General features: G+C 54.4%; 12 protein-coding genes. 4 read left to right on the forward strand and 8 right to left on the reverse strand.

All coding sequences use genetic code 11. The features are described 5' to 3' along the window. Window positions 1–143: 143 nt before the first annotated feature. On the reverse strand, window positions 144–1,652 hold the full coding sequence (gene putP / locus AB1E22_RS02055; RefSeq protein ID WP_367593854.1) for a sodium/proline symporter PutP: 1,509 nt from the start codon (window positions 1,650–1,652) through the stop codon (window positions 144–146). Window positions 1,653–2,068: 416 nt separating this feature from the next. On the opposite strand from putP, the gene putA reads away from it, so the two are divergent. Both putA and AB1E22_RS02065 read left to right on the forward strand, forming a co-directional pair. Then, window positions 2,069–6,028 (forward strand): trifunctional transcriptional regulator/proline dehydrogenase/L-glutamate gamma-semialdehyde dehydrogenase, encoded by a 3,960-nt coding sequence (gene putA, locus AB1E22_RS02060; RefSeq protein ID WP_367593855.1) that lies wholly within the window; start codon window positions 2,069–2,071, stop codon window positions 6,026–6,028. A gap of 110 nt (window positions 6,029–6,138) precedes the next feature. Further along, window positions 6,139–6,531, forward strand: a complete 393-nt coding sequence (locus tag AB1E22_RS02065) for a lysozyme inhibitor LprI family protein (protein WP_367593856.1) — start codon at window positions 6,139–6,141, stop codon at window positions 6,529–6,531. Here the strand turns inward: AB1E22_RS02065 and rutR are convergent. The 3 genes from rutR to AB1E22_RS02080 all read right to left on the reverse strand — a co-directional run bounded on the left by rutR (window position 6,528) and on the right by AB1E22_RS02080 (window position 8,521). Beyond that, on the reverse strand, window positions 6,528–7,172 hold the full coding sequence (gene rutR, locus AB1E22_RS02070; RefSeq protein WP_367593857.1) for an HTH-type transcriptional regulator RutR: 645 nt from the start codon (window positions 7,170–7,172) through the stop codon (window positions 6,528–6,530). The two genes, AB1E22_RS02065 and rutR, sit on opposite strands and share 4 nt — an antisense overlap. Window positions 7,173–7,243: 71 nt before the next feature. Beyond that, window positions 7,244–8,173, reverse strand: a complete 930-nt coding sequence (locus AB1E22_RS02075) for a DMT family transporter (protein WP_367593858.1) — start codon at window positions 8,171–8,173, stop codon at window positions 7,244–7,246. A gap of 171 nt (window positions 8,174–8,344) precedes the next feature. After that, the gene (locus tag AB1E22_RS02080) at window positions 8,345–8,521 is read right to left on the reverse strand and encodes a general stress protein (RefSeq protein WP_034456279.1); all 177 of its coding nucleotides are present in this window, start codon (window positions 8,519–8,521) and stop codon (window positions 8,345–8,347) included. A 463-nt stretch (window positions 8,522–8,984) separates the two neighbouring features. Between AB1E22_RS02080 and wrbA the strand changes: the two genes are divergently transcribed. Next, window positions 8,985–9,581 (forward strand): NAD(P)H:quinone oxidoreductase, encoded by a 597-nt coding sequence (wrbA, locus tag AB1E22_RS02085; protein WP_367593859.1) that lies wholly within the window; start codon window positions 8,985–8,987, stop codon window positions 9,579–9,581. A gap of 20 nt (window positions 9,582–9,601) precedes the next feature. Next, on the forward strand, window positions 9,602–9,829 hold the full coding sequence (locus AB1E22_RS02090) for a YccJ family protein (protein ID WP_367593860.1): 228 nt from the start codon (window positions 9,602–9,604) through the stop codon (window positions 9,827–9,829). Window positions 9,830–9,891: 62 nt separating this feature from the next. On the opposite strand, the gene agp is transcribed toward AB1E22_RS02090, so the two are convergent. The 4 genes from agp to motA form a co-directional block, all read right to left on the reverse strand. After that, on the reverse strand, window positions 9,892–11,133 hold the full coding sequence (gene agp, locus AB1E22_RS02095; protein ID WP_367593861.1) for a bifunctional glucose-1-phosphatase/inositol phosphatase: 1,242 nt from the start codon (window positions 11,131–11,133) through the stop codon (window positions 9,892–9,894). A 172-nt stretch (window positions 11,134–11,305) separates the two neighbouring features. Next, complete coding sequence (locus AB1E22_RS02100; protein WP_367593862.1) at window positions 11,306–12,442, reverse strand: hypothetical protein; 1,137 nt, start codon at window positions 12,440–12,442, stop codon at window positions 11,306–11,308. Between the two features lie 65 nt (window positions 12,443–12,507). Further along, a complete protein-coding gene (lafU, locus tag AB1E22_RS02105) occupies window positions 12,508–13,434 on the reverse strand; it encodes a putative lateral flagellar export/assembly protein LafU (protein ID WP_367593863.1) in 927 nt (308 codons plus the stop codon). After that, complete coding sequence (gene motA, locus AB1E22_RS02110; protein WP_367593864.1) at window positions 13,434–14,297, reverse strand: flagellar motor stator protein MotA; 864 nt, start codon at window positions 14,295–14,297, stop codon at window positions 13,434–13,436. Before motA ends, lafU begins: the two co-directional genes overlap by 1 nt.

Raw genomic sequence — 14,297 nt, forward strand, 5'->3', positions numbered from 1 at the left:
AAAGACGTAAAGAAAAGTAAAACCAAACGATTGTGATTATCATTACGCAAAAAATAAACACAAGCGGAGAATATAGTTATTTATGAACACTTGTAAAAAAGGCCGCACAAGGCGGCCTTAGAGGGAGTTTATGGGTACCGGGATTACTCAGGCTGCAACTTTGTTGGCGGTGCGCTGTGGTAAATTTCATCGGCGTCGGCAAAGCGTTTTTGCATCGACGCACTCGGCGCTTTGCCCAGCAGGCTGACCACCACAATACCGACGCTACCGAACACGAAGCCCGGGATGATTTCATACAGGCCCAACCAACCGAACTGTTTCCAGACGATAACGGTCAGCGCACCGATAATCATACCCGCCAGCGCGCCGTTGCGCGTCATGCGTGACCACATGACCGAGAACAGAACCACCGGGCCGAAGGCTGCACCGAAGCCTGCCCAGGCGTAGCTCACCAGACCCAGCACGCGGTTTTCAGGATTAGCGGCCAGCGCAATAGCGATAAGCGCCACCAGCAACACCATGAAGCGCCCGACCCAAACCAGTTCGCTCTGCCCCGCATTTTTACGGAAGAACGCTTTATACAGATCTTCAGTAATCGCGCTGGAGCACACCAGCAATTGGCAGCTCAGGGTTGACATCACCGCCGCCAAAATCGCAGACAGCAACACGCCCGCAATCCATGGGTTAAACAGCAGTTGTGCCAGTTCGATAAACACACGCTCACTATTCTGGTTAACCGCTCCCGCAAGCGATGGGTTATTAGAGAAGTAAGCAATACCGAAGAAGCCCACGGCGCACGCACCGCCCAGGCACAGCACCATCCACGTCATACTGATGCGGCGTGCATTAACGATGGTGTGGTGGGAATCTGCCGCCATAAAACGCGCCAGAATATGCGGCTGACCAAAGTAGCCCAGTCCCCAGCCCATCAGCGAGATGATCGCCACAAAGTTCAGGCCTTTCAGCATATCAATGTTTTCAATGCTTTTTTGCTTGATAACCGCCAGTGAATCATCAAAACCGCCGACCGCAATCACCACCATCACCGGCGTTAAGATCAGCGCGAAAATCATCAGGCTCGCCTGCACGGTGTCCGTCCAGCTTACCGCCAGGAATCCACCGACAAAGGTATAAATGATGGTTGCCGCAGCGCCCGCCCAGAGTGCGGTTTCATAGCTCATGCCGAAGGTGCTTTCAAACAGACGCGCCCCGGCCACGATGCCAGAGGCACAGTAGATGGTGAAGAACAGCAGAATAACTAACGCGGAGATAATCCGCAGGATGCGACTTTTATCTTCGAAACGTCCGGTGAAATAATCTGGCAGCGTCAGCGCATTATTGTTCACTTCGGTGTGAACACGTAGACGCCCGGCAACCAGTTTCCAGTTAATGTACGCGCCGACCGTCAGGCCAATGGCAATCCAGCTTTCAGAGATACCGGACAGGAAAATCGCCCCCGGCAGCCCCATCAGCAACCAGCCGCTCATATCTGACGCGCCTGCGGATAATGCAGTGACCACGCTACCCAGGCTGCGACCGCCCAGGATGTAATCATCAAAGTTTTTGGTAGAACGCCAGGCGATAAACCCAATTAATATCATGCCAAAGATATAAATGAAGAAGGTCACCAGCATTGGTGTACTCATGGTCATGCAAGTTCTCCAGATTATAGTTTTATCCCGTCACACGTTGAGCTGGCACCGTGATAGCTGCCATTCGAATTATTCAGGGAGTTTAGTAATTTCACTTCGCAACTGTTTTAACACATCATTCACAATAAATTCACTGTACAAAAAATAGCTTTTTCCTGGAGGTTGCACTCGCTCACGTTTTTGAGGGTTGCACCCACAAAGAGTGTTAACCAGGTCAATAATTCGACTTATCAGGCGTCGTGCATCCAGTCGTTTTTCTTATTGATGATTTAACAATTCACTCTTTTTTCACCTTGCTATCTGGCTCACATTTAACAAGGTTGCACAAAGTTGCAACATGATAGATATTGCTGCGTAACTTCACTCAACCTCTTAATGTTTATCCGCCTGCTTACGGATAAAAAGGAGTCATCAGCATGGCCACCACCATGGGCGTAAAACTCGACGACGCAACCCGCGAGCGCATTAAACACGCCGCTTCACGCATTGACCGCACACCACACTGGCTCATCAAACAGGCTATTTTTAACTATCTCGAACGCCTGGAAAATAACGACGAATTGCCAGAACTCCCTGCCCTGCTGGCGGGTGCGGCGAACGAAAGCGAAGAAGCCCCTGCGCACGTTGAAGAGCCTCACCAGCCCTTCCTTGATTTTGCTGAGCAAATTCTGCCCCAGTCCGTAACTCGCGCGGCCATCACCGCCGCCTGGCGTCGCCCGGAAACGGACGCCGTGCCGATGATTCTTGAGCAGGCGCGTCTTTCCCCTGTTATCGCCGAACAAACCCATAAACTGGCTTATCAACTCGCCGACAAACTGCGCAACCAAAAGAGCGCAACCGGCCGGGCAGGCATGGTACAGGGTTTATTGCAGGAATTTTCACTTTCTTCACAAGAAGGTGTGGCCCTGATGTGTCTCGCCGAAGCACTACTGCGCATTCCTGATAAAGCGACGCGCGATGCGCTAATCCGCGACAAAATCAGCAACGGTAACTGGCACTCGCACATTGGCCGCAGCCCATCGCTCTTTGTTAATGCGGCCACCTGGGGGCTGTTATTTACCGGTCGCCTGGTTTCCACGCATAACGAAGCCAGCCTGTCTCACTCCCTGAATCGAATTATCAGCAAAAGCGGTGAGCCATTAATCCGCAAAGGCGTGGATATGGCGATGCGCCTGATGGGCGAGCAGTTCGTGACCGGTGAAACCATCGCCGAAGCGCTGGCAAACGCCCGCAAGCTGGAAGAAAAAGGCTTCCGCTACTCCTACGATATGCTGGGCGAAGCGGCGCTGACCGCCGCCGATGCGCAGGCTTACATGGTCTCTTATCAGCAGGCCATCCACGCCATTGGCAAAGCCTCTAACGGGCGCGGAATCTACGAAGGCCCGGGGATTTCCATCAAACTTTCCGCGCTGCATCCGCGCTACAGCCGCGCACAGTACGATCGCGTCATGGAAGAGTTATATCCGCGCCTGAAATCCCTGACGCTGCTGGCACGCCAGTATGACATCGGGATTAATATCGACGCCGAAGAGGCGGATCGTCTGGAGATCTCCCTCGATCTGCTGGAAAAACTCTGCTTCGAGCCGGAACTTGCAGGCTGGAACGGCATTGGCTTCGTGATCCAGGCGTATCAAAAACGCTGCCCGTTCGTGATTGATTACCTGGTTGATTTAGCCTCGCGCAGCCGTCGCCGCCTGATGATCCGCCTGGTTAAAGGTGCATATTGGGACAGCGAAATCAAACGCGCCCAGATGGACGGCCTGGAAGGTTACCCGGTTTACACGCGTAAGGTTTATACCGACATCTCTTACCTGGCCTGCGCGAAAAAACTGCTGGCGGTACCGAATCTGATTTACCCGCAGTTTGCCACCCACAACGCTCATACGCTGGCGGCAATCTACAACCTGGCGGGGCAAAACTACTACCCAGGGCAGTATGAATTCCAGTGCCTGCACGGCATGGGTGAGCCGCTTTACGATCAAGTGGTCGGCAAAATAGCGGACGGCAAACTCAACCGCCCTTGCCGCATTTATGCCCCTGTCGGCACACACGAAACGCTGCTCGCCTATCTGGTGCGTCGCCTGCTGGAAAACGGGGCGAACACGTCGTTTGTTAACCGCATTGCCGACAATACGCTACCGCTCGACGAACTGGTTGCCGATCCGGTCACCGCCATCGAAGGTATTGCGGGCAAAGAGGGCCAGCTCGGCCTGCCGCATCCAAAAATTCCGTTGCCAAAAGAGTTGTACGGTGCCAATCGCACCAACTCCAGCGGTCTGGATTTGGCGAACGAACATCGCCTGGCGTCCCTCTCCTCTGCCCTGCTTAATAGCGCAGCACAAAAATGGCAGGCGCTGCCGATTCTGGAAAACGCCGTTGTCGCGGGCGATTTGGTCGCGGTGAAAAACCCGGCAGAGCCGAATGACGTGGTAGGTTTCACCCGCGAAGCAACAGCCGAAGAAGTTTCCCGGGCGCTGGAAAGCGCGGTGAACAACGCGCCAATCTGGTTCGCCACTCCGCCGCAGGAACGCGCCGCGATCCTTGAACGCGCGGCGATCATTATGGAAGGCCAGATGCAGCAGCTCATTGGCATTCTGGTGCGCGAAGCTGGTAAAACCTTCAGCAATGCCATTGCAGAAGTGCGCGAGGCGGTGGATTTCCTGCATTACTACGCAGGCCAGGTGCACGATGATTTCGATAACGAAACGCACCGCCCGCTCGGGCCGGTAGTATGTATCAGCCCGTGGAACTTCCCGCTGGCGATCTTCACCGGCCAGATTGCCGCCGCCCTTGCGGCAGGCAATAGCGTGCTGGCAAAACCGGCTGAACAAACCCCGCTGATCGCCGCTCAAGGTATCGCCATATTGCTGGAAGCCGGTGTGCCCGCAGGCGTCGTGCAACTCCTGCCTGGCCGGGGTGAAACCGTCGGGGCACAACTGACCGGCGACAAACGCGTGCGCGGCGTGATGTTTACCGGCTCCACCGAAGTCGCCACGCTGCTGCAACGTAACATTGCTGACCGCCTTGATCCCCAGGGTCGCCCGACGCCGCTGATTGCCGAAACCGGCGGTCTGAACGCGATGATCGTGGATTCCTCGGCATTGACCGAACAAGTGGTGGTCGATGTTGTGGCGTCGGCATTTGATAGCGCCGGGCAACGCTGTTCTGCCCTGCGCGTGCTGTGTATTCAGGAAGATGTCGCCGAGCACACGCTGCAAATGCTGCGCGGGGCCATGGCGGAATGCCGCATGGGCAACCCAGGCCGCCTGACTACCGACATCGGCCCGGTTATTGACGCGCAAGCGAAAGAGAATATTGAGCAACACATCCAGACGCTGCGCAGCAAAGGCCGCAAAGTGTTCCAGGCCGCACGCGATAACAGCGTGGATGCCAAAGAGTGGCAGAGCGGGACGTTTGTCGCGCCAACGCTGATTGAGCTGGAAAGTTTCGATGAGATGCAAAAAGAGGTGTTTGGCCCGGTGCTGCACGTGGTTCGTTACAACCGCAGCAATCTGGACGCGCTGATCAACCAAATCAACGCCGCCGGATACGGCCTGACGCTCGGCGTGCACACCCGTATTGATGAAACTATCGCGCAGGTGACCGGCTCCGCCCACGTCGGCAACATGTATGTGAACCGCAATATGGTGGGCGCAGTTGTTGGGGTTCAGCCGTTTGGCGGCGAAGGGTTATCCGGCACCGGCCCGAAAGCGGGTGGCCCGCTGTATCTGTATCGCCTGCTGGCAAACCGCCCGGACAGCGCCCTGCAAACCACGCTCAATCGCCAGGATGCTGAATTGCCGGTAGATACCACGCTTAAAGCAAGCCTTCAGGAAGCCCACCAGGCGTTGGCACAATGGTCAGCGAATAAAGGCGAGCTGAAAGCGGTGTGCGAACGTTTCGCCCAACTGGCACAAAGCGGCACCCTGCGTCAGTTACCGGGGCCAACCGGGGAGCGTAACACCTACGCGTTAATGCCGCGGGAGCGAGTGTTGTGTATCGCGGATAACGAGCAAGATGCGCTGGTGCAACTGGCCGCCGTCACAAGCGTTGGCAGCCGTGCGTTGTGGGCTGATGACAAACTGCATCGTGATCTGGTCAAAGCCCTTCCGTCACGGGTGCAAAAGCAGATCGATTTTGCCAAAGAAGATGCGCTGCTAAGCACATCGTTTGATGCGGGGATGTATCACGGTGATTCCGACCAGCTACGCGTGTTATGTGAAAAAGTCGCAGCCCGTGATGGCGCGATTGTTTCGGTGCAAGGTTTTGCACGGGGTGAAACGAATCTGTTGCTGGAGCGTTTGTACGTTGAGCGTTCGCTGAGTGTGAATACTGCGGCGGCAGGCGGTAACGCCAGTCTGATGACAATCGGCTAAACTCATGTAGATTAAACACTATCTGGTGGATGGCGCTTATCCGCTCTACAAAGGCCTTTTGTAGGCCGGGTAAGCGCAGCGCCACCCGACATTAAGGGGAGTTCTCTGACATGAAACGCGTGTGTTTACTGCTTTCCGGCTTGTTGTTATCCGCAGGTGCGCTGGCCGATAGCTGTGACTCAGCCACTTCGCAGGCAAGTCTTAATGAGTGCTACGGCAACGAATATAAAAAGCAGGATGTTTTGCTTAATCAGACCTACCAGCAAGCGATGAAACTCGCCACTGACACCCAGAAAACTCAGTTAAAAGCGGCGCAAAATGCATGGATTGCTTTTCGCGACGCCGACTGTGCTTTTTTAACTTCCGGGGCTGACGGGGCGTCCGTCGCGCCGATGGTTCACGCGCAATGCATGGCCGATAAAACCCGCGAGCGCAACGAGTTATTGAAAAGCACGATGCATTGTGAAGAAGGGGATGTGAGCTGCGTTTTCCCTCCGCGTTAGCGAACCCGAATCCCTTCGATAATCATCCGCTGCACGTTTTCCACCGTGCGGCGGAAAAATTCTTCATCGTTTAAATTACTCCCGGTCACCGCTTCCACCTGGCTTGCAAAGTCGGCGTAGTGCTGCGTGGTTGCCCACAGCATGAAGATCAAATGGTGCGGATCCACTTCCGCCAGTTTGCCGCTCTCAACCCAACCGGCAATGATCGCCGATTTTTCGTCGATCAATGATTTCAAATCACCCGTCAGTTCAGCTTTCAGGAGCGGTGCGCCCTGCAACATTTCCAGGCAGAATAACCGCGAGGCCTGCGGGTAATCGCGGGAAACCTCAAGTTTCAGGCGGATATATTCGCTTATTGCCACCAGCGGCTGTAAATCTTCACGGAACGCTCGCAGCGGCGCGAGCCAGATATCCAGAATTTGTTTGAGCACCGCAATATAGAGCGCTTCTTTGGACGGGTAATAATAGAGAAGATTGGTTTTAGACAGTTGCGCGCGCTCGGCTATCTGTTCAATCGTGGTGCCGTGGATGCCAAACTGGGAGAAAAACTCCAGCCCGGCGGATAAAATAGCCTGCTTTTTCGCCGCAACGGCGCGAACACGCCGCCCGGTCTCTTTTGATGCTGCCACACCTTGTGCCATGCGCCCTCTCTTTATTCTATTTTGCCGCTCAGGATAGCAAAACCGCCCGACGACAACGATCGGTTTGCCATTCAGGTGCGCACTTCTTCATCAGGTAGCGACGATAGCGCCGCTTTTTTGCGCTTACGTTTAAGTTTTAGCTCGCTTACCAGAACACCAAGCACAATTAGCGCCCCGCCTAGCAACGCCAGGGCGGGTAACCGCTCCCCGGCGATACGGCCAAAAACGCCTGCCCAGACGGGTTCGCCGGTGTAAATCACCGTCGCCCGCGTCGGCGAAACGCTGCGCTGCGCCCAGTTCATTGTCACCTGAATAATGGCGCTAAAAATCCCCAGCCCCAGGGCAATGCCCAGTAAACCTGGGGTAAAAGCCGGTACGCTTTCACCTGCGGGGATCATAGTTGCAAAAGCGACGATTGAGGCGGTGGCAAGCTGCACGATGGTGACGCGCTTAATATCCACTTTGCCTGCCCAGCGGCTTATCAGAATAATTTCTGCGGCAATCGCAAGAGCGCTAATCAGCGTGATGATTTCACCTGCGCCCAGAGTGAGCGATGTGCCGTTCGGCCCGGCAAGGAAGATCAGGCCGACAAAAGCCAGCAACACGCCCACCCAGGACATAATCCCCGGCATTTTACCGAGGCAAACCCACTGCAACACCGGCACCAGCGGGACGTACATCGCAGTAATAAACGCCGATTTACTGCTCGGAATGCTCTGCAATCCCCAGGTCTGCATGCTGTAACCGATGGCAATCGAGATGCCAATCAATACGCCCGCTTTCACTTCCAGCCACGTCAGGCCGCGCAGCGATTTTACCGACAACAGCCCAACCGCCAGCGCCGCCGTAGCAAAACGCAACCCGACGAAGAAAAAAGGCCCGCTCAGGGTCATGGCGTATTGCACCGCAAGGAATGTTCCACCCCAAAACATGGTGATCAAAATAAGAATGGCTTCTTGAGGTTTTACGGCAAGTTGATAACGGCGCAATAAAGCAAACATGAAAATACCAGAACAAACGGGAATAAAGAGAGGGGTACTAGTTTGCGGGTTGGCGTGAAACGCTGCAATGGGAGGGGCAAAATAAAACCGCCGGTACAGACCGGCGGTTGGGAGTTGCAATTAGCTATCTAAGATGATTCACCGATACTCAGCGAATTGCGGGTCACCAGGTTATTTGCTGCTACCTTTACCGTGGCTATTTTTACCCCCTTTTTGGCCTGCTTCTGAGGCACGTTGCGGGTCATTTTTGAAGTTCCCGCCACTGTGCTGGCCACCTTTACGACCTGCTTCTGATGCTCTTTCACGGTCTTCAGCGAAATTACCTGACCCACCACGATGGTTTGCCATTTCTAACCTCCAGATTGGTGAAATAGTTAAGTCATCATATTGCATTCAGTCAAAGAAAATTCTTTCACTGCGCGGCTTTTACTGACTCTAAATCATTAGATTCGCAGGTATATGGCAAATGAATGCAGCCAATAACTCTGCGGCTTCAAATATCAAGAGCATTAACGTTGCCGCGTGGAACTAAGCTTAGTGCAGACAGGGTAATTGACCAGTTAATCGTAATATTTTGCAACATGTAATCGCGAGAATGGGTGATTTTTTTGCCGCTCAATCCATAAGATATTCTTATTTTTACTGAAATAATCCCTGAAAGAAAATGTGACGTAATGCAACAAAATTGCCAAATGCTCTCCGCGCTTGTGGAGGATCAAGGAATTGGCACTCCAGGTTGCAGTTAGCGCCACAGCACATATCTTTAAAGGAGTGCAGCATAACGCTGCGTCATTGGAAGGAGTGAAGCGAGATGGCTAAAGTTCTGGTGCTTTATTACTCAATGTACGGACACATCGAAACCATGGCACACGCTGTGGCAGAGGGTGCGCAGAAGGTTGACGGGGCTGAAGTGACGGTGAAACGCGTGCCGGAAACCATGCCTGCAGACGCTTTCTTAAAAGCCGGGGGGAAAACGCAAAACGCCCCGCAAGCCACACCGCAAGAGCTCGCCGATTACGACGCCATTATTTTTGGCACACCTACCCGCTTTGGCAATATGTCCGGGCAGATGCGTACCTTCCTCGACCAGACCGGCGGCCTTTGGGCATCAGGCGGTTTATACGGCAAACTGGCCAGCGTGTTCAGCTCCACCGGCACCGGTGGCGGGCAAGAGCACACCATCTCATCGACATGGACCACGCTTGCTCATCACGGAATGGTGATTGTCCCTATCGGTTACGCCGCGCAAGAATTGTTTGATGTCTCTCAGGTTCGCGGCGGCACACCATACGGCGCAACAACGATTGCCGGAGCCGACGGCTCACGTCAGCCAAGCCCGGAAGAACTTTCTATCGCCCGCTACCAGGGTGAATACGTGGCGGGTCTGGCAGTTAAACTCAACGGTTAAATGACGTTCTGGAGGAGTACATGCAGAATCAACAATCAAAAACTCATCACGTAGGTGAGTGGGCGAGTTTGAGAAACACGTCTCCTGAAATAGCCGAGGCTATTTTTGAAGTGGCGAAGTACGACGAAAAAATGGCTGAAAAAATTTGGGAAAATGGTAGCGATGAAGTGCTGTCGTTGGCTTTTGAAAAAACCGACAAAGATTCGCTGTTTTGGGGGGAGCAAACCATCGAGCGGAAAAACGTCTAGTTGGCCCCCAAACGCCTCCCCCTCGCAAGGGGGAGGTCGGGAGCGGGTCATCAACCCCGCCCCTATTTCACCGTCTGCCCCAACACCTCGGTAAATTTATCCCACGGGCAAAAACCATCCACATCCGTCGGGCAACCGTTGAGCTGAAGCGTCACACGTTGCGGCGGCTGTTGCAGGCTTAGTACATCCGCCCGGCGCAACTGTTCAGTGCTTTGATACACATATTCCACCTTCATCAAATCACGATTCGTGTTGGCGTCATGCCAGCGCTGGAACATAATTTTGCCGCCGATTGGCGTACGCTCGTATTGCTCCGGCAACTGATAAGGTTTGAAATCCAGCGCGGTGAGCAACGATGCGATGTTGGAATCATGCCCTACCAGCAGGGTGATTTTCGGCCCCCGGGTATCACTTCCCGCCAGCGCTTTCTGAATGTATTTAATCAGCGGCGCGGCAACGTTGCGAGCCACCTCCGGCGAAGTAAATAACGTATCCTGATAACTATTCTTCAACTGGGATAACACGCGCCATTGCTGATCGGTTTTGATCTGCCCCCAGGCGACGTTATCGAGCGGGAATCCTTCGTAATACTGCAACGTAAACGCATCCACCAGCGAGTTACCCACTTTTAGCGGGCCGCTTACGCCGGGCTCTTCCGTCGCGTTGGCGCTGAATTTATCGTGCTCTGCCGTTAAATCGCACTGCTGTTTTTCTTTGCAACTGGGCGAATCATTGAACGCCACGATCTGCTCAAGAAGTTTGTAGCTGTCATCGAGTTTGAAGTGCTCGCGCTGGGTTTCCATCGCCTTCAGCGCTTCTTGCTTAAACTCTGGCGAATCATTGGTGATAACCGGGTTAAACGTGGGATCCATAGTGCCCATTTTTTCCTGGTGATGGACAGGCACATCACAGCCGGGGAACGCACCGGTGATAAAGAACTGCGCCGTTGCAACGGTGCGCTGCAAACTGTTGGCGTAGGCATAGACACTTTGCGGCGTCGGGCATTCACCGCTTTTCACCAGCCCCTGTTGAGCAAGCCATTCGCGCAGATAATGCCCCATATAGACTTCCAGCACGCCGCCTTTGGTGGTGAGCTGGCCGCCGGGGACATCCCACTCCGGCCAGGATTGCGCGGTAGACTGTTCCAGGACGCTGCCGTTGTTGGCAAGCGGCGCGCGCAAGTTATGGCGACTCATTAAGAGAACTTGTTGAAGCTGATAACCCTGTGGCGTCGTGTCGGCCTGCGTCATCGCCGGGGCGAGAAAAGCCATTGCCAGTAATGCCGCGATCGTTTTTTTATTCATCCCTTCATCCTCAAGATGTTAGTGCATAGCGTAATAACCGCCTAAGACGCATTCAGTGTGGCAGAAAAATCAGCCTTCACCTTTTGAGCCGATCGCAAAACCGCATGATGATGAAAGAAGCGCTGCGCACAAATAAACGGGCAGCGCGTTATAAAAAAACAGTAAACCGGTATTAGCTGTGTGAAGTGCGATTGATCGCGGTTTTAAGCTCTTCAAAGCGGCGCGAGCCTTCCGTGTATCCCCACGCGGCCACTAACTCGGCTTTGCTGGGGATATTTGTCGCCTCACCGCCGCCCTGAATAACCGCTTTCGCCGCCTGCACTTGTTTGCTCAGGCTCTGGCGCAACGCTTTTAACTCCAGCGGATTCATGGCGCTGGCCTGTAACCCAAAGACCGAGCTTCCTTTCACCGCCTGGGCAATCGTTTGTGCCGTCTGTTTCGCGCCTGGCAGATGCTGAAGCCCAAGAGCCGAAAAAACGCCGCTGCTAATCACGCTGTCGTCGAAAGGAATCGAACCATTTTCGTGGCGAATAATCGCTTTGCTTAACGCGCTCAGTACGGAGGGCGCGGTGAGATCAAGCCGTTCATGGGGAGAAACGCCCAGCGCCTGGCTCACCTTGCGAATGTAGGCCGAGGTGTCGTTATTGTCCTGTGCGGGTGCCCAGCGTGAAATCACTTTGCTGATGGTATCCAGGCCACGGCGATGATAGGAAAGCAGGTTCATGCCCAACGCACGAATCCCGTGTTCCGGCGATGAAAATGTCGCAAAACGCCCGTCATTACCCGTTTGCCCCTGCCACTCAAAAAGCTCGCTGGCTTCCAGATTGCCGGGATTGTTATTCCGGATGCCGCGAATATTGCCCGCATCGGCGGCGCGCGCGGTCAAACCGTGCTCGCGAACCTGCTGGGTTGCAGGGCGCGACGTCGTCTGGACACTTTCATTCCACGGCTTACCGGTGCGGCTATTTTTACGCAGCGACAGGCGCTTCATCAGCGCGATCTGTTTTTCGCTCCAGCCCTGGCTTCTGGCGAATTTAACCAGTTGTTCGAGCGTGGGTGTGGTGGAGGCTGGAGCCGCCTGACGTGTGGTTTCCGAGCGAGGCGCAGGCGCGGCCAGTTTGACCTCTTCGGTCTGCTGCTTTTGTGAAGCCGAAAGCGCCTGCTGAAAAGAGGCGCTATTTGCGGGCGCGTTACTGGCAGTTTTCACCGCGTCTGCGGTACTCGCCTGCGCGGTCGCCACCGGTTTTTCCGTGACTGCCTGGCCGACGTTTTTATGCTGACGGTAATAATACTGGGCAATAACCGACATGAGTTCCTCTCAAAATACACCGGCGGCTCCTTGATGCCGCCGGAAAAGCAAAATGCACGCGCGCTTTACGGAGCAGGCGTAGCCGGAGCCACAGGTTTCACCACGTCCACACCGTGCGTACCAAAGAATTGATACAGCGAATCGGCGGCGGCGTGGGTCAGCACCATAATTTCAATGCGCCGGTTAGCGGCACTGAGCGGTTGATCGGGCTTGAGCAACATGCGGTCAGCCATCGCGTTGACCTGGATAACTTTGTCTTTCATCATTCCGCCCTGCTCTAACGCAATACGTGCCGCTAAGGCGCGGTCGCCGGATAAGTTCCAGTTGTTATAGCGCGTCTGATCCCGATACATGGACGAATCCGTGTGGCCGGTAATAATGACTTTGTTATTAATTTTGTTGAACACGGGGGCTAACTGCGTCAGTAAACGCTGGAAGAACGGCGTCAAAATCGCGCTACTGCGCTGGAACATTTCCCGCTTCTGATCGTCCTGAATCAGGATGCGTAACCCCTGGGGCACAATTTCCATCTCAAGGTTGGACTGCGCATCAAAGGCTTTGGTGATTTCCATAATCACCCGCGCCAGTTCAACCATCTCCTGCTGCGAGCGTTTATTTACATCTTCCAGCGTTTGCGCCGACTGGCTCGCCTGGTCCAGTTGTTCAAGCTGGCGGGTTAGATCTTCCGTGCTCTGCTCGCCCCCCTGCATGCCGGGCATAATCATATTCGGGCCGTTAATCGCTTTCCCGCCGGATGAGAGCGGCGAGACGACCATGCCATCAAAAATAGATTCGCCCGTAAGCCTTGCGACCACCTCTTTACGCTCTTCTTCAGTCACCGAACTCATGATCCACAGCACCATAAACAGCGCCATCATCGCGAGCGTGAAATCGGCAAACGCCACTTTCCACGCCCCACCGTGGGGCGCGTGATGCTCGCGGCGTGAAGCCCGCTTAATAATGGTGGTATGCGCTTGTTTCTTGCTACGCATCAACCTTCACCAATCAGTTCGTTTACCCAGCCATCAAGCGTGGCGAAGGTCGGTTTGGTATCCATCGGCAGCATTTTGCGCCCGGCATCTACCGCCAGCAGCGTCGGCTTTCCAGCGACCTGATTCACCAGCACGGTACGCACGCACTCAAGCCCGGCCATCTGCTTTTTCGTCTGCTGCTCCATGGCGTTAGCGAGTGGGTCAAGCAGGCAGTAACAGATAAAGACCCCGAGGAAGGTTCCCACCAGCGCCGCCGCCACTTTCACGCCGACAATCGCAATGGAGCCGTCGATAGATTGCATGGTGATGATGATGCCAAGCACCGCCGCACAGATACCAAACCCAGGCATCGCTTCCGCCGTACGCTGCATAGAACGGGACGGACGCAGCAGTTCTTCTTCCATCGCGCCCAGCTCCTGCTCCAGAATACCTTCCAGTTCGTGCTCGTTAATCTTGCCCATCGCCATTAAACGGAAGTTATCGGAGATAAATGTAATCAGCGCGTGGTCTTCCAGCACCAGCGGGTATTTGAGGAACAAATCGCTCTTTTCCGGGACTTCGATATGTTCATCCAGCACTTTCAGACCGCCGTCCTGAACCAGCTCCAGCAGTTCATAAAGCAGCATCAGCAACTGACGCTGATATTCAGCGGTATAGCTATTTTTGCGCATGGCGCTTTTGACTTGTCGCCACATCTCGATTAATACCGGCTTCGGGTTCGCCAGCACCAGCGCCCCGACCCCGGCACCAATAATAATCAACAGTTCGCCCGGCACCCAAAATGCGGCCAGCCGTCCACCAGACTCCAGAAAGCCGCCCACTACACAGCCAAAAATGATCAATAGTCCTAGTAATTTTTGCAT

The organism is Buttiauxella gaviniae (genome assembly GCF_040786275.1).
Classification (GTDB): Bacteria; Pseudomonadota; Gammaproteobacteria; order Enterobacterales; family Enterobacteriaceae; genus Buttiauxella; species Buttiauxella gaviniae_A.